The 22,994-nt window shown below is 31.2% G+C and carries 15 protein-coding genes; 10 read left to right on the top strand and 5 right to left on the bottom strand.

The window, feature by feature from the left end; all coding sequences use genetic code 11:
• The first annotated feature begins 30 nt into the window (after positions 1–30).
• The 4 genes from A5893_RS12580 (at position 31) to A5893_RS12565 (ending at position 5,824) form a co-directional block, all read left to right on the top strand.
• Complete coding sequence (locus A5893_RS12580; RefSeq protein WP_068822936.1) at positions 31–1,959, top strand: nucleoside-diphosphate sugar epimerase/dehydratase; 1,929 nt, start codon at positions 31–33, stop codon at positions 1,957–1,959.
• Positions 1,959–3,560 (top strand): gliding motility protein RemB, encoded by a 1,602-nt coding sequence (locus A5893_RS12575; protein WP_068822935.1) that lies wholly within the window; start codon positions 1,959–1,961, stop codon positions 3,558–3,560. Before A5893_RS12580 ends, A5893_RS12575 begins: the two co-directional genes overlap by 1 nt.
• A gap of 4 nt (positions 3,561–3,564) precedes the next feature.
• Positions 3,565–4,830, top strand: a complete 1,266-nt coding sequence (locus A5893_RS12570) for a glycosyltransferase family protein (RefSeq protein ID WP_068822934.1) — start codon at positions 3,565–3,567, stop codon at positions 4,828–4,830.
• 298 nt (positions 4,831–5,128) lie between these two features.
• Positions 5,129–5,824, top strand: coding sequence for a Crp/Fnr family transcriptional regulator (locus tag A5893_RS12565; RefSeq protein WP_068822933.1), 696 nt, complete (start codon positions 5,129–5,131; stop codon positions 5,822–5,824).
• Positions 5,825–5,880: 56 nt separating this feature from the next.
• Here the strand turns inward: A5893_RS12565 and A5893_RS12560 are convergent, their stop codons facing one another.
• The 4 genes from A5893_RS12560 to A5893_RS12545 form a co-directional block, all read right to left on the bottom strand.
• Positions 5,881–7,149 (bottom strand): DUF1501 domain-containing protein, encoded by a 1,269-nt coding sequence (locus tag A5893_RS12560; protein WP_068822932.1) that lies wholly within the window; start codon positions 7,147–7,149, stop codon positions 5,881–5,883.
• Positions 7,150–7,174: 25 nt separating this feature from the next.
• On the bottom strand, positions 7,175–9,118 hold the full coding sequence (locus A5893_RS12555; protein ID WP_068822931.1) for a DUF1800 domain-containing protein: 1,944 nt from the start codon (positions 9,116–9,118) through the stop codon (positions 7,175–7,177).
• Between the two features lie 253 nt (positions 9,119–9,371).
• Complete coding sequence (locus A5893_RS12550) at positions 9,372–10,451, bottom strand: 3-oxoacyl-ACP synthase III family protein (RefSeq protein ID WP_068822930.1); 1,080 nt, start codon at positions 10,449–10,451, stop codon at positions 9,372–9,374.
• Positions 10,452–10,585: 134 nt separating this feature from the next.
• The gene (locus tag A5893_RS12545) at positions 10,586–11,824 is read right to left on the bottom strand and encodes an aspartyl protease family protein (RefSeq protein WP_068822929.1); all 1,239 of its coding nucleotides are present in this window, start codon (positions 11,822–11,824) and stop codon (positions 10,586–10,588) included.
• A 96-nt stretch (positions 11,825–11,920) separates the two neighbouring features.
• Here A5893_RS12545 and A5893_RS12540 point away from each other — a divergent pair, with 96 nt between their 5' ends.
• Positions 11,921–13,252, top strand: a complete 1,332-nt coding sequence (locus A5893_RS12540) for a D-alanyl-D-alanine carboxypeptidase/D-alanyl-D-alanine-endopeptidase (protein ID WP_068822928.1) — start codon at positions 11,921–11,923, stop codon at positions 13,250–13,252.
• Between the two features lie 77 nt (positions 13,253–13,329).
• Here the strand turns inward: A5893_RS12540 and A5893_RS12535 are convergent, their stop codons facing one another.
• A complete protein-coding gene (locus tag A5893_RS12535; protein WP_068822927.1) occupies positions 13,330–14,985 on the bottom strand; it encodes an SUMF1/EgtB/PvdO family nonheme iron enzyme in 1,656 nt (551 codons plus the stop codon).
• A gap of 155 nt (positions 14,986–15,140) precedes the next feature.
• Here A5893_RS12535 and porU point away from each other — a divergent pair, with 155 nt between their 5' ends.
• From porU to A5893_RS12510, 5 genes are all read left to right on the top strand, one after another.
• Positions 15,141–18,977, top strand: a complete 3,837-nt coding sequence (gene porU / locus A5893_RS12530) for a type IX secretion system sortase PorU (RefSeq protein ID WP_068822926.1) — start codon at positions 15,141–15,143, stop codon at positions 18,975–18,977.
• Positions 18,978–19,016: 39 nt separating this feature from the next.
• Positions 19,017–20,180 (top strand): type IX secretion system outer membrane channel protein PorV, encoded by a 1,164-nt coding sequence (gene porV, locus A5893_RS12525; protein ID WP_068822925.1) that lies wholly within the window; start codon positions 19,017–19,019, stop codon positions 20,178–20,180.
• Positions 20,181–20,657, top strand: a complete 477-nt coding sequence (gene ispF, locus A5893_RS12520) for a 2-C-methyl-D-erythritol 2,4-cyclodiphosphate synthase (protein ID WP_068822924.1) — start codon at positions 20,181–20,183, stop codon at positions 20,655–20,657.
• 214 nt (positions 20,658–20,871) lie between these two features.
• On the top strand, positions 20,872–22,023 hold the full coding sequence (gene egtB / locus A5893_RS12515; RefSeq protein ID WP_068822923.1) for an ergothioneine biosynthesis protein EgtB: 1,152 nt from the start codon (positions 20,872–20,874) through the stop codon (positions 22,021–22,023).
• A 5-nt stretch (positions 22,024–22,028) separates the two neighbouring features.
• Entirely contained in the window at positions 22,029–22,970 is a 942-nt protein-coding gene (locus tag A5893_RS12510) for an L-histidine N(alpha)-methyltransferase (protein WP_068822922.1), read from the top strand.
• Positions 22,971–22,994 lie beyond the last annotated feature (24 nt).

Raw genomic sequence — 22,994 nt, 5'->3', positions numbered from 1 at the left:
TATATTTGGAGGTAGATTAAACAAAAACCTATGTTTAAAAGAATAAACATTGTACCTCGCTGGTTAATTTTCTGCATAGATTTAATTTTTTGTGCATTAGCGTTATGGTTCTCTTATTTTTTAAGATTTAACTTTGAGGCCTCTCAAATAGATATTAATGAATTAAGTAGAAACACGCTCATCTTCTTAGGTATAAATTGCGTAGTATTCTTTAATGTCAAAACCTATGCAGGTATTGTAAGATATACAAGTGCACAGGATTCATTCCGTATCCTTTTTAGTATTTCTGTAAGTAACGCTTTCTTCGTGTTATGCAATTTGTTTTTACTTTCTTTTAATAGGCCGCCAATCATTCCTAATGTGGTAGTAGTAATCACAGGTTTATCCAGTTTTGTATTATTGATTACTTACCGTGTATTGGTAAAATACTTTTTTATGTACATCAAGAACATGAGATTGGATAAAAGAAGAGTAATCATTTATGGAGCAGGGGAAACAGGAGTGGCTACAAAAAGACAGCTAGACTCTAATCCAAGCGTGAACATGAGTGTAATTGCCTTTGTGGATGATGACCCAAGAAAAAAGGGAAAAGTAGTAGATAGCGTAAAGATTTATCATACCGATGATTTGCAGAAGATAATAGAGTTGGAAAACATTGATGATTTAATTTTATCCTCTCATAGAATATCTAGAGACAGAAAAAACAAAGCTGTTGATTTGTGTTTAGATAACCAAGTGAAGGTTTTAAATGTTCCACCGTTAAGAACTTGGGTTAATGGTACTTTCAAAGCAGCACAAATAAAGAATATTAAAATTGAGGACCTTTTAGAAAGAGCAACAATAGAGATTGAAGAGAATATAATTAAAGAGCAAGTTAGGGGTAAAAGGGTATTGGTAACCGGAGCCGCCGGTTCTATAGGGAGCGAAATTGTAAGGCAATTGATGAAATTTGAACCTCAAATGATTGTTTTAAATGATATGGCCGAGACCGCCTTACATGAATTGCAGCTAGAACTTCAAGACAATAACCTTTCTAATAATTTTATTGCTTTTATTGGTGATGTAAGAAATAAACAAAGGATGCAATTTATGTTTGAGACTTTTAAGCCTCATTTTGTGTATCATGCTGCAGCTTACAAACATGTGCCAATGATGGAAAATAATCCATCTGAAGCTATTTGTACAAACGTCGGAGGAACAAAGATTATTTCTGATTTATCTGTGAAATACAAAGTGAATAAGTTTGTGATGGTTTCTACAGATAAGGCAGTAAACCCAACCAATGTGATGGGAGCATCTAAGAGAATTGCGGAAATATATGTCCAATCCTTTTCTAACTATATAGACGCACAAAATGTGAATGCCAAAAATGGATCCATTATACATACAAAGTTTATAACTACTCGTTTTGGAAATGTTTTAGGTTCTAATGGTTCTGTTATTCCTCGTTTTAAAGAACAAATTCAAAAAGGAGGTCCTATTACCGTAACTCATCCAGATATCACAAGATATTTCATGACCATTCCAGAGGCTTGTCGTTTGGTTTTAGAAGCAGGATCTATGGGTAAAGGTGGCGAAATTTTTATCTTTGACATGGGTCAGTCAGTTAAAATTGTTGAATTAGCTAAAAAAATGATTAAGCTTTCCGGCTTGATTCCAAATCAGGATATTAAGATAGAATTTACTGGACTCCGACCTGGTGAAAAATTATATGAAGAGTTATTGAATAATCAAGAAAACAACCTGCCCACTCATCATCATAAAATTATGGTGGCTAAAGTAATGGTTTATAATTTTGAGGAGGTGGTTAAAAAAGTAGATACTTTGATTGATACTGCTTGTTATTATAAAGACAAAGAAGTGGTTAAATTAATGAAGAAAATTGTACCCGAGTATAAGAGTAATAATTCCATCTACGAAGAATTGGATAATTTAGAAGCAGAAATAGCAGCAGTTTAATGAAGAAGTATTTACTATTAAGTCTAATATTAATTTTAGGCTATGCTTCTAAAGCACAAACCCCTAATAACTATCAACCTTTTTCTTTTGATTTTTATCAGAAACTAAATAGACAAGTTTATGATGTAAATTCCCGTTTTCATAGTTCATTTAAGTCTTACTATCAGGATGATTCATTATTAAAATCTGCAGTAGATTCGTTTTACAATTATGGCACCGATACATTAAAAAGAAGTTGGGTTCATAGAAAGCTATTTAATGAACACTTATTAGAAATTAAAAAAGAAGATTATACTTTTTACGCTGATTTTTTACCCGACTTTCAAATTGGTTATGATAGAGCTAGAAGTTCAAATATCTGGACAAATACCAGGGGTTACCAATTTGGCGGAACTATAGGTTCAAAGTTTTCTTTTTATACCAGTGGTTATGAAAATCAGGCTAAGTTTCCTCAATATATCCAAAACTTTGTAAACGCTAATGGGATTATTCCCAGCCAGGTTAATGATAAATTTGGCCCTGGAAGAGATATAAAAGATTGGGCTTATGCAACAGCAATTCTCTCATATACTCCTATTAAATATGTAAACATAACATTAGGTCAGGATAAAAATTTTATTGGTGATGGATATCGTTCTGTCTTATTATCAGATGTTGCAGCTAATTATCCTTTTTTTAAATTAACAGGAACTTTAGGAAATGTGAAATACATGAGCATGTGGGCTCAATTTCAAGATTTAAAATCTCCACAATTCTCCTATGATAATGGCTACCGAAAAAAGTGGGGAGTTTTTCATTATTTAGATTGGAATGTCACCAACCGTTTAAGCTTGGGTTTCTTCGACTCTGTGATTTGGCAAGATGCTGATAGTACAGGTAAGAGAGGTTTTGATTTAAGCTACGTTAATCCTCTAATATTTTTAAGGCCAGTAGAGGGACAAAATGGGTCTCCTGATAACGCATTGATAGGTTTTAGCGTAAAGTATGAATTATTTAAAAACTTAGCTGTTTATGGTCAAGTTGCAATTGATGAGTTTACTATTAAAGAAGTTTTTGCTGGCAATGGATATTGGGCTAATAAATTTGCTTATCAAATAGGGATTAAAGGGTTTGATGCTTTTAAAATAAAGAGTTTAAATTACCTATTGGAGTATAATACCGCCCGTCCATATACTTATTCTCAAAGAAACTCATTGTTGAATTACGGGCACTATAACCAGCCATTAGCGCATTTATACGGAGCAAATTTTAAGGAGTTTGTAACCATCTGTAATTATGCTTATAAAAGGATTGATCTAATGGGTAAATTAAACTTGGCTAAATATGGTTTAGACGGAACTAATGATAACTATGGAAAGGATATTTTTAAATCTTATAATACCAGAAATAGTAATTATGGTAATTACACTGCACAAGGAATTGGAACAACACTAACTTTTTTGGAAGGTAAAATAGGATATTTAATTAACCCCAATTATAACTTAAGATTAGAGATAGGCGGAGTAATACGCTCAGAAAAAAATACAGTTTTTAACAACAATACGGGCATTATTTCTCTAGGAATAAGAAGTACCTTTAGAAATTTATACACCGATTTTTAATGCCATGGTTTCCAATAATGATAAAAAAGAAATCATATTCATTCTTCCATATTTAGATGTTAATACAACATCAGCTGAAAGATTTAAAAGTTTTATAGCGGCTTTTGAAGAGAATAAACAATTTATCTTAAGAATAATAATAATTGATTATAACCTTGAAAGAAGCTTTTTCTCAGGTTTAGAAATTAATAATAGTAATGCTCCCTTTTCTAATAAATTTTGTGAGAATATTAAACCTAAATTAAATTTTATACAAAAATTAGGGTTTCGATTTTTAAAAAGTGGAGAAAAAAAAAAGTGGAGATTATTACAACTCTTACATTTATTAGTTTATAAAACCGATATTTTTTATCCAGGAAATATATCTATCCAAAAAAGAAGCAATACAGGATTTATATTCTCATCAGGGAGCCACTTTAGTTTTTTTAGTACAGCCTCTCAAATTGCTAAAAATTTAAGATTTGATATTATTTTGGACTATAGAGATCCTTGGACTTATGGATATACAGCTATAGACGGGAAAGAATGGGTACAAAAATCAAAATATTTTTTTGGAAGAATTAAAGAGATTCGTTACATAAAACAAGCGCAATTTATTACAACAGTTTCAGAATCATTAAAAAACTTTTTTCCAGTTAAATTCCATAATAAAATTTTGGTTTTACCAAATGGGAGTAATTATACTAATCACCATGTGATAAATGAAACACCCAAAAATGCTTTCAATATTGTATATGTCGGTACTATTTATAATGATCAGTTAAGAGAGAATATTTTTTTCCATGCTCTTAATAAGTTTATAAAAAATAAAGATTTATCCCAAATCTCTTTAAAATTTATTGGATCTTCTCAAAATTCAAATTTAATTAAAATGATTAAAAATTTTAAACTGGAAGAAATTACTGAAATTACTCCTAGGTTAAATAACAATCAAGTTTTAAATTATTTGAATAATGCATCAATATTCCTTCAATTTAAATACGGAAATAGAAATGACGTTATAAGTTCTAAACAAGCAGAATACTTAATGTTTAGAAGACCTATATTATTGCCAATTTCAGACAATGGAGATATTGCTGAAAGTATTTTAAAGTATAAAGCTGGTTATGTATGCGAAAGTGAATCTCAAATTATTGATACGTTAGAACTACTTTGGGAAAAATTTAAAAACGGGGAAAACTTATTTATAAATCAACCTCAGGAATTTATAGAATCAATTTCAAGAAAAAAAATAGCCGAAGATTTTGCTAGACTGCTAACAGAAAATTAATTTATATTTTATACTTATTACTTCCTTTTTAAATAATAATATTATTAATAACATTCTTTTTCATTGGAATAGTGATGTGTTATTATAGGAAAATAATATAACTCACTTTATTTTTAATTTTATATTATTAAAAATCTCCTAATCTTTAATAAATTGTTATTATTATCGTTTTAGTGTTATATAAATAATTAATTATGATTAAATAAGTCTAAAATTTAATAATTATTTACTTTTTTCAATTAAACACCTTAAATTGCTTGATTATATATTATCATTTTATAATATAAAATCAATTTTAATGAAGATTAGTAAGAAAAAGTATGAAAATGCTAATTGTTTTCTAACAAATAACTGTTTATCAGAATGGAAACCAGCAATTGATGCTAATAAAAAGGTTTATGAAGTAAAAAAAGGGGAAATAATTTTTAAAGAAGGGCAGCCAGTAGAAGGAATCTATTTTGTTTATCAGGGAATTTTAAAAGTTCATAAAAAATGGACTTCAGATAAGGAATTAATATTGAGATTTGCTACTGCCGGCTCTATAGTTGGACATAGAGGCTTAAGTAGTTTTAATAAAAATTATCCTATTTCTGCAACTGCATTAGAAAACAGTGTGGTTTGCTTTATTGATATGGATTTTTTCCAAAGTACTTTAAAAGTCAATCTAGATTTTACTTATAAACTGTTGATGTTTTTTGCAGACGAGCTTCAAGACTCTGAAGCTAAAATGAGAAATATTGCCCACATGAGTGTAAAGGGAAGATTAGCGCAAGCTTTGTTAAATTTCAAAACCCAATTTGGTTTATCAACCGATGGCAGCTTAAAATTAGAATTATCTAAACAGGACGTTTCTTCATATGTTGGTGCAACCTATGAAACCTTATTCCGCATTTTAAATGAATTAATAGAAGAAAAAGCCGTTACAGTTACAAAGAGAAATATACTCATCAACAATGAAGAGTTATTAATGAAATTAGCAATTGGGGGAGGATAAAATAAAAGAACCCTTTATCATTGGATAAAGGGTTTTAAATAGTTATAAGGTTTATATTATCCTTTCATCATTCCTATATGGCTACCTTTCCAATCAGGGAACAATATGGTGTCTTTATTTATTCCAAGATGCCTATCAGCAACTTCGCTAAATACAGTTCTAAAATCAGTAGTAACAGCTAAATCCCTTCCATCTTCTAAATTTTCAATAGCTAATGTATTCATCTTCCCATGCACTTTTCCTCCTGCCACATCATTACCTAAAATAAAATTACAAGAGCCACGTCCATGATCTGTACCACCTGTACCGTTTTGTTTAACAGTTCGTCCAAATTCTGTCATAGTCATAATGGTAACATCATCTTGTAAAGTTCCCATATCGGTCCAAAAAGCCATCATACTTTCGCTCAAATCATTCACATTTCTCGCAAAGATACCATTATCCGTTCCTTGGTTAAAGTGTGTATCCCAACCACCAGACTCGGCGAAAGCCACTTCCAAACCAACATCCATTTTAATTAACTGAGCAATTTGCTTTAAAGAATTTCCAAGGGAAGAGTTTGGATAATTTGCGCCATTTCCTGGTTTATAGTTCTTAGTATCTGTTTTATTTAACATTTTCATTGCATCAAAGCTCTCTTTGCCTGTATCCTTTAATAAACTTGATGTAGTTTGATCATAAAGGTCTTCAAAACTTTTAGAGGCCATATTTGCTCCATTTGGATTTCCTTTCATCTGAATATTAAAATCCTGTAAATTACTAATAGCCACAGAAGGATTATCTCCATAAAATGAACGAGGGAGAGAAGAGGTTAAACTAACAGCCTGGAATGGAGTAGCTCCATCATGACCCAGTAAACCTACTGCTCGGTTTAACCAACCACTAGAAGTACCTTTGTTAAATGGAGTTCCAGATTCCATATAATCTTGCGCATCAAAGTGAGAACGGGTATTATTTGGAGATCCTATTCCATGCACTATTCCTAATCTACCTTCTTTAAAAACAGATTCAAAAGCTTTCATTGATGGATGTAAACCAAATTTCCCATCTAAATCTATTAATGATTTTGCATTTCCTGTTTTTGCTGCAGACATAAATAAAGTTGGACGAGCAGTTTTGAGATAATTATCTGTAAAAGGTGTAACCGCCATCAAACCATCCATCGCTCCTCGTTGAAAAATACAAATTAATGTTTTTCTTTTTTTGAATAATCCTGGTGCTTTTACGCTTGCTGCAGCTTTTGCAACAAAGCTTGGTAAACCTCCCAATCCAATACCAAATAAGGCTAAGCCTCCTGATTTTAAAAACCCTCTTCTTGATGTCATGATATTTATATATTGAAGATTAAAATTATCTTTTTTGAAATTCTGGTGAGCCAATAATTACCCCAACCACTTGTGCTAGCATAGAATTGTCTCCAAAAGATTTCTGGTTTGCAGTATTACCGTATTTTTTATTTCCTTTTGGCTTTACAGCAGTTTCCGTATTAGACATCATCATGTCTTCATTACTTTCACTAATTGATGTTGGAGCTGTATTTTTACTTGCTGCATTGTCTATTTTTTTAACCAAATCCGGATCTGTTAATAACGGAGTCAATCTTTTCACAGTTTCATCTAGGTTTCTGTCTGGCATAATAATTTTACCATAAGTTTTAAGAGCCGCTTCACTACTTTCTGGTTCGTGATTATTATTTAAACTTGCCAAGTTGATTTTAACACCTTGTATTTTTTGTGATGCCAATGCTAAACCAAAGTTCATTCTATTTAATAAGGCTCCAGTATTTATCCAATATTGCGCTCTATCTGGGAAGCCGGTAGGAGCTTGATAATAATACATTTTTTGGCCCATTTTATTTATCCAACCATATAATTGATAGGGTTGAACTAAATCTGCATCTAAACTTCTCACAGAGCTGATAGCTAATTCAAAAGGCGATTTTGTTTTTTCTCTTAAAGCATCTTTACTCCAGAACTCGGGTGCTTCTACCATCGTCAATAAAATTTGTTTAATGTCTCCATCTTTAGATAAAAATGTCTTTGTCATTTTATCAATTATTGTTTTTGATGGATTATCACCTACAAATCTCACTGCAATTTTTGTGGTTATAAATTTTGCAGTAGAAGGATTATGAGCCAACATTTCTAATAAATCAACACCTTCTTTATAACCGTTATTTGAGAATTTTTTTCCTAAAACTATTTTATCTCCAGTATCGTGTCTATTTTCAGCAAATAAAAAATCTCCGTCAAATACAAAACCTTTTTCTTCTAATTTATCTTTGCCTACTTTATCAATAATTTTTTGAAATGCACCACCATAACCATCATTATCCGTAGGATTAATTGTCCAACCAGTTAAAACTCTTGCAGCTTGTGTTACGTCAGTTTGGGTATAGCCACCATCTACGCCTAAGGTATGTAACTCCATAACCTCACGAGCGTAATTTTCATTTAAGCCTTGTGCTTTCTTTGATTTTTTTAATTTTTCTAATGCAGCAAGCTTATTTTTATCGTTACCAACTCGCTTTTCCATCATTCCCATCATGTTTTGTTGCTGTTCAGACTCATTTGCTTGGCTGCTAAAATTATCCAAATAGTAAAGCATAGCTGGAGATTTTGTTGTAGAAATTAATAAATTATCAAACTTCCCAAACACATTTGGACGTATTACATCACGTTCATAAGCAGGAATATACATTGCGCAATCTGGTTTGGTGAGTGATACATTAAAATGATTAAACCAAAAATCAGTTAAAACTTCTCTCAATTGATTATTACTATATGTTGCTCTTAAAATTTTTTGAGATATAAACTGACGGTAAAGCTCTTGCTGAGGTTTAAGCCCTTTTTGTTGCATGTATGCCTGTAACTTTTCCCTATATTCTTTTTTATCACCTTTGTTTACAGAATCCTTATCTATAAACCCATCCTTTATGGCCATTCTTAAAATTTTAGCTCCTTTTGGATAGGTTTCTTCAACTTCGGCATTAGATAGATTAATTGCATCGTAACTTTTTAATCTATTTTGTAAATCATCATCGTTTAAATTTCCTTTTAACTGATCATTTAACCAATTATTAAGACCCATTTTTAAAGCATTGTCAATATCTTGAGATCTTACTCCATAGGTAAATCTATTTAATAAATGAAGGGCAGCTTCTCTATCCGTTAATCTAGCTTTTTTATAAGCAGATGTTAGAGCATCACTATTCGAAGATAAAAAAGAAGAAAAGAAGATTAATCCTGATAATGCGATTAATGGGATGTAGAAAAATTTCAATAAAGCTTTCATGTCAAACCGGGTTTATGTTTTTATGACAATGAAAATTTAAAAAGGATTAATTTGAGTAAGAAGTTTTTAAAAGATGCAGATAGAAATTTATTAAATAAAAAGATTTTTGGGGCGTTTTGACACGCTTTGCGCTATATCTTTTTTGCTGAAATTGCAAAAAAGGATGTCGCTTCAATCGTTAACGCTCTTGCGTAATTAAAAAAAAAGATATATAAATTCAATTTTTGAAATGAATTTGCAAAATGTTATGCCTTTAGAACTGATAAACCATAGAATTAATGTTCATTCCTGCACCAACAGAGGCAAAAATGGCAATATCACCTTTGTTCAATGAATGATTCTCCATCTCGCCTTTTAATATCATATCTAACAGTGTTGGGATGGTAGCAACAGAAGAATTTCCTAATTTTGCAATCGTCATTGGCATTATATTTTCTGGCGGAGTATCAATATCATAAAGTTTAAAAAAACGCTTCAAAATAGCATCATCCATTTTTCCATTAGCTTGATGTACCAATACTTTCTTGATTTTATCAGGAGAAATTCCTGCTTTTTCAACTGTGGTTTTCATTACCAGCGGAACATGAGTTAAACCATATTCATACACTTTTCTACCATCCATTTTTAGATAAAGTTCATCTTTTTTATCATAATCAAGATTACTAGAACCTTCCATTTTTAAAAACCAAGCTTGATCTAGAGTATGGCTTTGAGATTTATGACTTATAATTCCTGCTTCACCTATCTCACTTGCCGTTAAAATAGTAGCGCCGGCTCCATCTGCGTAGATCATACTATCTTTATCGTGAGGGTCTATAACTCTTGATAGGGTTTCAGATCCAATTATTAAAACCTTTTTTGCATCGCCTGATTTTATAAAATAATCTGCTTGAATCATGCCTTGTAGCCATCCTGGGCAGCCAAAAGGTAAATCATAAGCAACACAATCTGGATTTACAATGCCTAATTTATATTTTACCCTACTTGCTAAAGTAGGCACCATATCAGTACGATTACTACCTTGTTTTATATCACCAAAATTATGCGCTACAATAATATAATCTAATTGTTCCTTGTCTTCTCCGGAGCTTTCAATAGCATCTTTTGCAGCTAAATAAGCCATTTCAGATGTGCTTTGGTTGTCTTCAGCATATCTTCTTTCTTCGATGTCTGTTATCGCTTGAAATTTTTGAATAACATCAGTCATGTTTCTTTTTACTAATGAGCCATCTCTTTCATAAAAAGAATGATTGATAAAATCTGAATTTTTAATCAATTTATTTGGGATATATTTTCCCGTTCCTGTGATTATAGATTGGATTTTTGAACTCATTTAAGGCAATTTAGACTAAAAACTGTATTGGTATAACGTATAAAGTTAGCTAATAATTTTGAAATGCAAAGCTAAAATTTGTTTGCTATTCTAAAATCGAAAATAAAATATTTTTAACTTCTTTGACAAGTGATTTATAGCCTTCTTTTTAGGGTTAAAATTCCAGCATAAATTTCTTCTTTTCTTGCCATCTCTAAATAAAATGTTCGTCCGTTTCTAGAGCATAATAATTGTATAATTTCATCTAATGTTAGTTTATCAACAGTACTAAAATTTAATCGTAATAATTGATCGCCAATTTGTACTCCCAATTCATCTGCTGGCGAACCACGCTCTATTCTTGTAACAAAAAATTCATCAAAATTTTTTCCACTAGCAGCTATTTCCATTCCACTCATATCATATTCAAATGCCTCTTTTAATGAAGTAGTTTCTTTTAAGTACATACAACTATTTGAATAATCAAAAAGAACATCAAATTTTTTTAATAAAGTATTGCCAATACTTCCATTTCTTTCTACGCTGGTTATTTTAGCTCCTATATCTTCATAGTATGGAAAAGCCGCGATTATGCTATCCATATAAAATTTACCAATTTTAAGTTGATCAATCCTGCCCTTAAAACCCCTAATGTTACCACTTAACCCTACACCAAGATTTGAAATCACAAAATTATCAGGAAGTGGGAAGGCACTTTTTTGATAAGTTTCTAAAGAAATAGGATTGCCACTACCGGTATCAATTAACATTTTTAAAGGTAGTTTTTGATGATTTGGAACGTTGACTAAAACATTGACATAAGGTTTATTCCCTTCAATCTGTATATCAATTTTATTCCCTTTAGCTATTAATCTAGGTAATGTATTTTGGTATATTTTTAATAATTGAGTACTGTAATTTATCCTTATTTTAAAGCTTTTAAAAAAATCATAACCAATTAATCCATGAATTTTCATACCTGCGTAACTAGATAAATTCAAAATATCTTTGTCTAATATAGCTGCAGCACAACTTTTGGCCTCTGTAGATGCAATTCTAAAATTTAAAAACGGAGTTGTATAAGCCGTCAATTCTATCTGATCACCTAATCCACTTAAGTCTATTTTTCTTAGGTATTTTAAGTTTAAAGAATCTTTTAATAAAGGATCAGTAATAACTGTAATACCTACACCAGTATCTAAAATAAAATTATAGGGTCCTTTATTATTAATATACATAGGCAATATCACCAAACCTCTTACAGCTTTAAAACTAATTTGCTGTCTAGTTCTTTTCCCTATAAATTCAAAAGTATTTTGAGAAAAAACTGGCTCAATTAATGTGCAGATGCCTAATAGCAATCCTATAATTATTTTTAGAAAGTTGCTTAACATGCTGGTTTATAGCTATATTTTTTTTAAAAAGTTTAAAATTATTTAAACTAAATAGCTTGATACAATTTACTAATTTGCAAGTTTAATTATACATTTATGAAAGGTTTTTTTCTATTGGCATTTTCTTTTTTTCTTTTTTCAGCATGTACAGTTCAAAAAACTGTGATAAAGCCCTATCAAAATATCGCATCTCTCATTGAAAATTCTCCTATAAATAATAATCACCATATTGGTTTTGCCATAAAAGAAGCAGATTCTGATAAAATGATGTATCAGAAAAATGCAAATCTTTATTTTACCGCGGCATCAAATACTAAACTTTTTACATTTTTTACCGCTTTAAACATGTTGGGAGATTCTATCCCATCATTTGAATATATTCTTAGAAATGATTCTTTGATTTTATGGCCAATGGCCGATGCTTCTTTTTTACATCCAAAATTTAAAACTCAAAAATCCTTCGACTTTATTAGAAATTCTGGAAAAAATATTTATTTAGTAAATGGGCGTTATCAAGGAGAAAAATATGGTAAAGGATGGAGTTGGGATGATTTTAATGATTATTATCAAACTGAAATTAACGATATGCCAATCTATGGGAATAGTATAAATATAAATGCTAATAATTTAGGTGAATTAAAATATTCTCCTGATTTACCTGGTTTGTATCTAAATGAATTGACTACTTCTAACAAAGTTAAAACAGTTAAAAGAAACCTAAATAATAACAATTGGATTATACCATTATCTGTAAGCCCTAATTATGAGCAAAATTTGCCTTTGGTTTTAAATAAAAATTTAATAGAAAATTTATTATCTGACACATTATTAGCAACCGGTTCTGTTATCAAACCTGTAACTACTTTAAATTGGAGAAAAGTTCCAAAAAGTGCCTTGATTACTTATAATACATTGTCCGATAGTTTATACAAACAGCTATTACAGCAAAGTGATAATTTTATGGCAGAAGAATTATTGTTGAATTGTGCAGCAGCAAATAAAATGGTTATGAATACTGATAGTATTATTGCTAGAGCGTCTAAAACTTTATTTAATGATATGCCTGAAAGGATTCAATGGGTAGATGGTTCAGGGTTATCAAGGTTGAATCTTTTTACTCCAAATGATATGGTTTTGGTGCTGCAAAAGATAAAAGATAAATTAAATAATGACGAGCGTTTATTTAATTTATTACCTGCTGGTGGAAAAAGAGGAACACTCAAAAACATGTTTTTAGATAGCGATTTACCCTACGTTTATGCTAAATCTGGTAGTTTATCTAACAATTACAACTTAAGCGGATATTTAATTGGTAAGTCTGGTAAAAAGTATATTTTCTCTTTTATGAATAATGGTTTTGTAAGCCCTTCTAAAGAAATAAAAGGTGAGGTAGAAAGAATTTTAAAGAATATTTATGATAATTATTAATTCAAAATAATAAATCCTAAAAAAACCCAGATTGAAATTTCCAATCTGGGTTTTTTTATTTTAGAATATTATTATTATTATTTCTTGAATCCAACCCTAGATTTTGGTTGTTTAAATTGTGGAGTACTTTTCTTATTAATTTGAGGATCACCAACGCTACTCATTGCACATCTAAAACCAATTTCAGAAGAAGATTGACCTTCGTCTTGATATCTTCTTGTACCAGGATTTAACCAATAAGCCCTATCATTCCAGGAACCTCCTTTATAAACTTTAGATCTATCGTTAACTAATGTTATTTTACCATATAAATCTAGGTTCTGTTTATCTAAAGCTCCCCTTTGATCTGCTTCAAAGGTTGGTTTTAACATAGGCATTTTTGTGGTATCAATTTCATCAGGCGTACTAGGACTTAATTCTTTAACATTGCCATATTTATTAGCTTGTTTTTCATAAGAATCCTTTTTACCAGATGTAGCGTTTACTTTCTTTGGAACATTGCTTTTACCTAAAGTAAGAATTTTACCGCTAGTATCGTATTCATTATTTTCGAAATCATTACCTCTAAAAGGACTAAAATCTTCTACTTTATCAAAAGATAATTGTCTGTAAGTATCTAAAACCCATTCACTAACATTGCCAGCCATATTATATAATCCAAAATCATTTGGCATATAAGCTTTAACTGAAGCAGTAATATCGGCGCCATCATTTAAGTATCCAGCTACACCCATATTATCTCCAGCACCTCTTTTAAAATTGGCGTAAATTAAACCACGAGTACTTTTCTTTGGAGATCTTATTCCTAAACCGTACCAAGGATATACTTTACTATTATTTATAATATTATTTCCGCCAGTTCCAATTAAAGCCATTGCAGCATATTCCCATTCGGCTTCCGTTGGCAAACGATATCTACCTGGAGTAAAAACACCATCTTCAATTTTTGCAAATCTTTTTTCTGTACCCGCTTTGCCTTTTGCGCCACCAGGAGCAGCAGTTCCGTTGTTCACTTTTTCAGCACCTTTACCTTTATCTTGGTATTGTCCGTTCAAATATAAATCTAAAGAAAAAGGTTCTGTACTTGTTTCAACGCCGGTTCCTTGTTTTGGAGCACCTTTACCTGTTCCGCCAGATTTGGCAGTTGTGTAAGTTTTCCAATCACTCATAATGCCTTTGTTTCTCAAAATGTTCTCGTTAACAACATTTGTTCTCCAGTCACTATAAGCAACAGCTTGTTCCCAAGTAACACCAACAACAGGATAATCCTGATAAGCAGGATGTCTTAAATAATTATTTACGTAAGGTTCGTTATAAGCTAAAGGGCTTCTCCATACTAAAGTGTCTGGCAAAGCTTCGTAGTACCATCTTGGATCTTGTGGCACTTCATTTATCCAATTTAAATATTCTAACCAATCAACATTGGCAACTTCCGTTTCATCCATATAAAAAGTTGCAACAGTAACTCTTCTTTTTGGTGCGGCATAATCAAAACCGATATCATCTATACTTGAACCGCCCATTACAAAAGTACCTCCTTCAATATGAACCAATCCAGGACCTGGGGTTGGCTTTACTTTTTTAGGGACTTGTAAAGAACCAGGTCTTTTTGCATTATAAGCAACATTGGTTTTGCCAGAAGCAGCATTTTTTCCTGCTTTACCACCGCAAGATGATAATAAGACAGAAAATGCAAATAATAGCGTTAGTGCTGGTAAAATTAATTTTCTCATGCGTTTTATTGTGTTTTCAAAGCTAAAAATAATTTAATTATGATTAATCAAACTGATTAATATAAATTGTGCTTTTATCAATATCTTTAATATTTAGTTATTAAAACGATTTTTATCGTTCAATAGTTACGTTAAATATAAATATTTATTTTATTTTGAAAAGCATTGTATATAAGGTATTTATCACTTCTTTAATTTATATATGTTTTTGTAAACCACTTTTTGCACAAAATAGTATAGAAATAAAAAATATTGATTGGGTTTCTGATACGGTTTTAAAACAAAATTTACCTATCCATATCGCTCAAATTGATTTTCCACGCTATAATCCTGAAAAATTCGGTAACCTCCCAACAGTTTATTTAAAAGTTCCTGTCGCTTCAAAAAATAATAACGTTAACATAAAAATTAATTCACTTTCAGCGGCAATTTTCCCGGTTTCATCAAATATCAATGAAAAAATTAAAGAAAATATTCAATTAGAATATTATACGGTCAAAGAAAATAACCAATTATTTGTATTAATTAGCTTTTTACCAATTATTAAAACGAATGATGGATTGAAGAAAATTAACACCTACCAATTAGAAATAAATCCTGTTAAAGAAAATGCAATTACCCCAAAAGTATTAAGAAATTATAAAGCCAATTCGGTTTTAGCTTCAGGAAACTGGTATAAAATAGGGGTAAAAGACGAAGGAATTTATAGAATTAGCTCTGATTTTTTAAAAAGCCTTGGTATCGATGTTAATACCATAAATCCAAAAAACATAAGAGTTTATGGTAATGGAGGAGCTATGTTGCCTCAGCCAAATGCTTTAAATAGAATTGATGACTTACAAGAAAATGCTATTGAGGTTTTTGGCGAAGTCGATAATAAATTTGACAATAGTGATTACGTTTTGTTTTATGCTCCAGGAAATACAACATGGAAAGCGAACAATGCAAATCAATATTTCGAACATCAAAATAATGTTTATACTGATAGTTCTTACTATTATATAAATGTTGATTTAGGTGCAGGAAAAAGAATCAATATTAATAATTTAACAGATGTTCCGAATTATTTAAGCAATAGTTTTAATGATCATCAACTTTATGAAAAAGACACTTATTCGCTAATTACTTCTACCATAAAATCCGGAAGAAACTGGTACGGAGAAAATTTTGAGTTTACGCCAAACCAATCTTTTGATTTTGATTTAATTGGATTGGTTAATAATTCGCCAACATTTGTAAAAGCCAATATGGCTATACGTTCAAATATAAGTACATCAGCAGCTATCACTTTAAATGGGCAAAATTTATACAATTTATCATCATCGGCTTTGCCTTTAACTTTTGAAACGGATTTCGCAAACTTAGTTACTCAAACAGCATCCTTAAATAGCGTTACTGGAAACAATATTAAAATTGGTATTACTTATAATAAACCAAATGCTGCAAGTAATGCTTGGTTAGACTATCTAGAAATTAATTATAGGAGAACTTTAGCTATCAATAATGGGTTTTTAAGATTTAGGGATTTAAAAAGTGTTGGAAACGGAAATATCAGTCAGTTCAATATTAATAATAGCGGTACTAATTTAAGAATCTGGGATATTACCGATGCTCAAAATCCAAATCAATCTTCTTATTTATCTCAATCTAACACAGTTAATTTTATTACAAAAACCGATTTCCTAAAAGAATTTGTAGCTTTTAATCCCTCATCTTTTAAAGAACCAAAGCTTATTGGCAAAGTTAGTAACCAAAATTTACATGGTTTGGCTTCTGCCGATTTATTAGTTATTAGCCCAAACAATTTTATAAATGAAGCTAAAAGACTAGCCGATTTTCGTAAATCAACACAAGGAATTTCTTATCAAATAGTTACTCCAGATCAGATTTATAACGAATTTTCTTCAGGTAAAAAAGATGCAACCGCGATAAGAGATTTTGTAAAAATGTTTTATGATAGAGCAGGAGGGAATTCAAGTTTATCGCCCAAATATTTATTAATTTTTGGAAAAGGTTCTTTTGATAACAAGAGTATCCAATTTAAAGACAATAATTTTGTAGTGACTTATCAATCAGAAAATTCTTTGTCGCCAACTCAAAGCTATACATCTGATGATTATTTTGCTCTATTAGATGATGATGAAGGGACTTTCCCTGAAGATTATGTGAGTAATCCAGGTTTACTAGATATTGCCGTTGGTAGAATTCCAGTAAAAACAACTGAAGAAGCAAAAAATATAGTTGATAAGTTAATTAATTATGCCAGCATAAATAGTTTTGGCGATTGGAGAAATCAAATTGCCATTGTAGCAGATGATGAGGATAATAATCTGCATTTAAACCAAGCAGAATCTAATGCAGCCTTAGTAAATTCCAGATATAAAGATATTAATGTAGATAAAATATATTTTGATGCCTATGAACAGCAAAACTTAGCTGGCGGTAGTCGGTATCCTGAAGTTGGAGACGCAATCAACCAAAGAATAAATAATGGCGCCTTATTGATTAATTATACAGGCCATGGGGGAGAAACTGGCTGGGCTGCAGAAAGAGTTTTAACTTTAGATGATATTAAATCTTGGAAAAACAATAATAATTTACCCATTATATTTACTGCAACTTGTTCTTTTAGCAGATGGGATGATCCTGAAATAGTATCTGGAGGAGAGTTGGCTTTATTACAAAAAGACAATGGCGTTCCATCTATATTTAGTACTACAAGAATTGTTTTTGCATCCTACAATTTTGATTTAAACCAAAGTTTTTTGAGGGCTTTGTTTGATGCAGCAAACCAAAATAATAAAGTCACTTTTGGTGAAGTATTTAAAGCTGCAAAAAACAACAATGTTGGCGGGTTAAATATAAATTCAAGAAATTTCACGCTCTTGGGAGATCCTACTGCATTGTTTCCTTTTCCTTCAAATAAAGTGGTGATGAATAATTTATCTGATACTTTAAAAGCAGGTAAAAAAATAAATTTGAAAGGTTATGTAGCAGATAAGCAAGGAAATAAATTAAACACTTTTAACGGATTTCTTTATCCAACACTATTAGATAAGCCTACAACAATCACCACTTTAGGACAAGATCAACAGTTAAATGGAAGTTATGCCCAAAATTTCCAAACTCAAAAAAACATCATATATAAAGGGAAAGTAACTGTTGCAAACGGAGATTTTAATTTTGATTTTATTGTTCCAAAGGATATTAATTTACAGGTTGGAAAAGGGAAGGCAAGTTTTTATGCCTCAAATAATATTACCGATGCAGAAGGGGCAAATTTAGATTTATTAGTTGGTGGATCTGCTTTAAATAATCAAAGTGATAAAATAGGTCCGGAAATTAAAACCTTTTTGAACGATGAAAATTTTGTTTCTGGAGGAATTACCAATACTAATCCTATTTTGTTAGTCAATTTAAACGATGAGAGTGGAATAAATACAACTGGAATTGGAATTGGACATGATATAGTTGCGACTTTAAGCACAACAGATAAAAATGAGAAGATCATTATCCTCAATCAGTTTTATCAAGCCAAATTAGATTCTTACCAAGAAGGTTCAGTTAAATATAATCTAAACAATTTAGAGCCAGGATTTTATAGTTTAAAAATTAAAGCTTGGGATGTTTTTAATAATTCATCCGAACAAAATATCACCTTTGAGGTTAAACCTTCAGAAAAATTAGCTTTATCGCATGTATTAAATTATCCTAATCCATTTACTACAAGAACAAGTTTCCAATTTGAGCATAATCATCCAAATGAGGATTTACAAGTTCAGGTCAATATAAGAACAGTCTCTGGCAAATTGGTTAAAACAATAAATCAGCAGGTCAACTCATTAGGCAACAGGATAAATGATATATTTTGGGATGGAAAAGATGATTATGGAGAAAAATTAGCCAGAGGCATATACATTTATGAGCTAAAAGTACGTTCTACGTTATCGAGTCAAACTGTTCAAAAAATTGAAAAGCTTGTTTTGTTATAAACCTAACACAATTATTAATAAAAATTTTAATTTTACTGTATGAAATTTAAATGGTACACTTTATTATTTGCCCTTTTATTTACTGGATATAAAAGTTTTTCCCAACAGGCATCAACAGATGGTAGACAAGGAAATACAATTACTACAGCAGTACCATTTTTGTTAATTACTCCAGATGCCAGATCTGGTGCTATGGGCGATGTTGGAGTAGCAATAAGTCAGGATGCAAACTCTACACATTGGAATCCGGCAAAATTGGCATTTATGAAAGATCCTTATGGATTTGGATTATCCTACAGCCCTTGGTTACAAAAGTTAGTTCCCGATATTAATTTAGCTTATTTAAACGGATATTATAAATTGGATGATAGAAGTACCATTGGCGGATCTTTACGTTATTTTTCTTTAGGAAATATACAATTTGTTGATGTTAATCAAATTAAACAAGGAGACTTTAATCCAAATGAATTAGCTGTAGATGGAACTTACGCAAGAAGTTTTGGTGAAAACTTTTCTTTAGGGACAGCTTTAAGGTTTATTTATTCTAATCTCTCTGGCGGTGCAACTTTTTCTGATCAGCAAACAAGACCAGGTACTGCTTTAGCAGCAGATGTTTCTGCATTTTATACTAAAGAAAATCAACTTTTTGGTAAAAACTCTACCGTTTCTGCGGGATTAGATATTTCTAACATTGGTACAAAAATGAGTTATACAGATGGCGGTCCAAAATATTTTTTACCAACAAATATGAGGTTAGGTGGTGCTGCAACCATACATGCAGATGAATTTAATGACTTTACTTTTGCCTTAGATTTCAACAAATTATTAGTTCCTACTAATCCTACAAGAGATATAGATGGAAATATTACTGCGGGCAAAGACCCAAACCGCTCCGTACCAGCAGGTATTTTTGGTTCCTTTTCTGATGCTCCTGGCGGTTCTTCTGAAGAATTACAAGAAGTGAGCATTTCAACAGGTTTAGAATATTGGTATAACCAGCAGTTTGCAATTAGGGCAGGTTATTTTTATGAAAATCCTAACAAAGGAAATCGTCAATATTTATCTTTGGGTTTGGGCTTAAAGTATAACGTAGTAGATCTAAATTTCTCTTATCTTTTGGCAAATCAGCAACAATCGCCTTTGGCAAATACACTTAGATTTTCTCTATTATTTAATTTTGCCTCACCTTCATCAGGTAGATAAATGAAAATTAAAGTAGGTTTTGGATTTGATGTTCATCAATTAAAGGAAGGACATCCTTTTGTATTAGGTGGAGTTTTGTTAGACCATCATCAAGGCGCTTTTGGTCATTCAGATGCCGATGTTTTAGTCCATGCTATCTGCGACGCACTTTTAGGAGCTGCAAATTTGAGGGATATCGGTCATCATTTTAAAAATACAGATGAGCGTTGGAGAGGAATTAGCAGCTTAATTTTATTAACAGAATGCGTTAAAATGCTTACAGAAAAAGGTTATTCTATCAATAATGTTGATGCAATGCTTTGTTTAGAAGCTCCAAAAATCAATCCTCATGTACCCGAAATGAAAAAGCAAATTTCTGCAGCAATGGGAATTGATGAGGATGATATTTCTATAAAGGCTACCACTAACGAAACCATGGGTTTTATTGGTAGGGAGGAAGGCGTTGTAGCTTATGCCGTTTGTTTAATACAGAAATAACCACATTAAATCATTTTAAAAATTATCTTTTAATCGGGCATTCCGTTAGCTAGTGGATAAGTGTTTTGCAAAAAAAGAAAAAAGGGATGTCACTTTAATCCCTGTTGTAGACATAAAATCAATAAAAATAAGACATTGTAATTACAGCATTTTTAATCAAAAATTCACAAAACCTTAAAGGCATTATTTTTGTTAAAGTTAAAAAAAGCATAAAATGTCGCTGTTATCCAACTATCTATCTGTAAGAAAATTTTCTGAAACAATTTGCGAACCTCTTCAAATAGAAGATTATGTGGTGCAGCCAATTGAAGATGTTAGTCCTCCTAAGTGGCATTTAGGGCATACAGCCTGGTTTTTTGAGACTTTTATTTTAAAACCAAATCTTATTGCTTATCGAGAGTTTGACCCTAATTATAATTACGTTTTCAATAGTTATTATGAAACTGTTGGTGCAAGAGTAATCAGAACTGATAGAGGAAATTTAAGTCGCCCAACGGTCGAAGATGTGTATAAATATAGGGCATATGTTGATGAAGCGATGGAAAGTTTTTTATGCAGAGAACCAGAAGAAAGTGTAAAAGAATTATTGATTTTAGGCTTAAATCATGAGCAGCAACATCAAGAATTATTACGATACGATATCAAATACATACTAGGGCATAATCCTTTATTTCCAGCTTACGCCGATGAACATATTGAACAAGATTTAAAAGTTGAAGATCAAGTTTGGCTAAAAGTTGATGCAGGTGTTTATGAAATTGGGCATGAGGGAAATGATTTTTGTTTTGATAATGAATTAGGGCGACATAAAGTTTATTTAGCTGATTTTGAGATTTCAACATCATTAGTTAGCAACGCAGAATATTTAGAATTTATAGAAGATAAAGGCTATCAGGATTTTAAGCATTGGCATGCAGAAGCTTGGGATTGGGTGAATACAAATAAAATAACGGCCCCTTTATATTGGCATTTTGTTGATGAAGAATGGTTACGATATGATTTAGCTGGAGGGTTAAAACCTTTAAAACTAGAAGATGCAGTAACTCATATCAGTTTTTACGAAGCTGCTGCTTTTGCATCTTGGAAAGGAATGCGATTACCAACAGAATTTGAGTGGGAAATTGCAGCCCAAAAATTAGATTGGGGTAAACTTTGGGAATGGACAGAAAGTTCTTATTTGCCATATCCAGGTTTTTCAAAAGCTCCTGGAGCAATTGGAGAGTACAATGGAAAGTTTATGGTAAGTCAAAAAGTATTGAGAGGAGCTTCCGTTGCAACTTCCCCAAACCACAAAAGGTTAACTTATCGTAATTTTTTTTACCCAGGTTTACGTTGGCATTATAATGGATTACGACTTTCTAAATAATACCTATGAATAAGTTTTTAAAAGAGGTTTTGGAAGGCCTAAATGCAGAACCTAAGCATTTACACTCAAAATATTTTTATGATGAAGCTGGTGATAAACTGTTTCAACAAATTATGGCTAGTGAAGAATATTATCCAACCGATTGCGAGATGGAAATATTTGAAAACCAAACCGAACAATTAGCCAAAACCCTAAAAAATGGCTTTGATGGTTTCGACTTAGTTGAATTAGGCGCTGGTGATGCTACAAAATCTTCTCATTTATTAAGGCAATTAGTTGCTGATAAAGTAGATTTCAATTATTTCCCGATAGATATTTCTACCAACACCATTAAAAATTTAGAGTATAATTTACCTAAAGAAATTGAAGGTTTAAAAATTCAAGGTTTTAACGGCGAATATTTTGAAATGCTGGAGAAAACCCGCCAATTTTCTAATAGAAGGAAAGTTGTACTTTTTTTAGGCTCTAATATTGGCAATATGCCAGTTTCTGAGGCTTGGGAGTTTGCTAAAACTTTAAGACAAAGCTTAAGCAAAACAGATTTAGTTTTAGTAGGGATAGACCTAAAGAAACACCCAAGAGTAGTAAGAGCAGCGTATAATGATTCGAAAGGTTTTACAAAAGACTTTAATTTGAATTTATTGCGTAGAATGAATAAAGAGTTAGAAGCTAATTTTAATATTGATAATTTTGAGCATTATCCATCTTATGATCCATTAAACGGATCATGTAAAAGTTATTTAATAAGCTTAAAAAAACAGAAAGTAAGAATTGGCGAAGCAGATTTTATTGAATTTGAAGAAAATGAACCTATTTTTATGGAGATTTCTCAAAAATATAGTGTTTCTGAAACTGATGAAATGGCTAAACAAGCTGGATTTAAACCTGTTAAACATTTTTTTGACAGCAAAAATTGGTTTTTAGATGCTGTTTGGGAATGCAATTAAATATAATTTATTCATTGAAATTTA

This window comes from Pedobacter psychrophilus (assembly GCF_001652725.1).
Taxonomy (GTDB): domain Bacteria; phylum Bacteroidota; class Bacteroidia; order Sphingobacteriales; family Sphingobacteriaceae; genus Pseudopedobacter; species Pseudopedobacter psychrophilus.
Note: the sequence above shows the minus strand (reverse complement) of the source record. Positions and strands in the feature narration are given on the sequence as shown.

Coding starts and splice junctions, on each gene's coding strand:
- porV (WP_068822925.1), top strand. CDS start 19,017: ATGAAATTTAAATGGTACACTTTATTATTTGCCCTTTTATTTACTGGA.
- A5893_RS12555 (WP_068822931.1), bottom strand. CDS start 9,118: ATGAAAGCTTTATTGAAATTTTTCTACATCCCATTAATCGCATTATCA.
- A5893_RS12565 (WP_068822933.1), top strand. CDS start 5,129: ATGAAGATTAGTAAGAAAAAGTATGAAAATGCTAATTGTTTTCTAACA.
- A5893_RS12570 (WP_068822934.1), top strand. CDS start 3,565: ATGGTTTCCAATAATGATAAAAAAGAAATCATATTCATTCTTCCATAT.
- A5893_RS12550 (WP_068822930.1), bottom strand. CDS start 10,451: ATGAGTTCAAAAATCCAATCTATAATCACAGGAACGGGAAAATATATC.
- A5893_RS12535 (WP_068822927.1), bottom strand. CDS start 14,985: ATGAGAAAATTAATTTTACCAGCACTAACGCTATTATTTGCATTTTCT.
- ispF (WP_068822924.1), top strand. CDS start 20,181: ATGAAAATTAAAGTAGGTTTTGGATTTGATGTTCATCAATTAAAGGAA.
- A5893_RS12575 (WP_068822935.1), top strand. CDS start 1,959: ATGAAGAAGTATTTACTATTAAGTCTAATATTAATTTTAGGCTATGCT.
- A5893_RS12580 (WP_068822936.1), top strand. CDS start 31: ATGTTTAAAAGAATAAACATTGTACCTCGCTGGTTAATTTTCTGCATA.
- A5893_RS12510 (WP_068822922.1), top strand. CDS start 22,029: ATGAATAAGTTTTTAAAAGAGGTTTTGGAAGGCCTAAATGCAGAACCT.
- egtB (WP_068822923.1), top strand. CDS start 20,872: ATGTCGCTGTTATCCAACTATCTATCTGTAAGAAAATTTTCTGAAACA.
- A5893_RS12545 (WP_068822929.1), bottom strand. CDS start 11,824: ATGTTAAGCAACTTTCTAAAAATAATTATAGGATTGCTATTAGGCATC.
- A5893_RS12540 (WP_068822928.1), top strand. CDS start 11,921: ATGAAAGGTTTTTTTCTATTGGCATTTTCTTTTTTTCTTTTTTCAGCA.
- A5893_RS12560 (WP_068822932.1), bottom strand. CDS start 7,149: ATGACATCAAGAAGAGGGTTTTTAAAATCAGGAGGCTTAGCCTTATTT.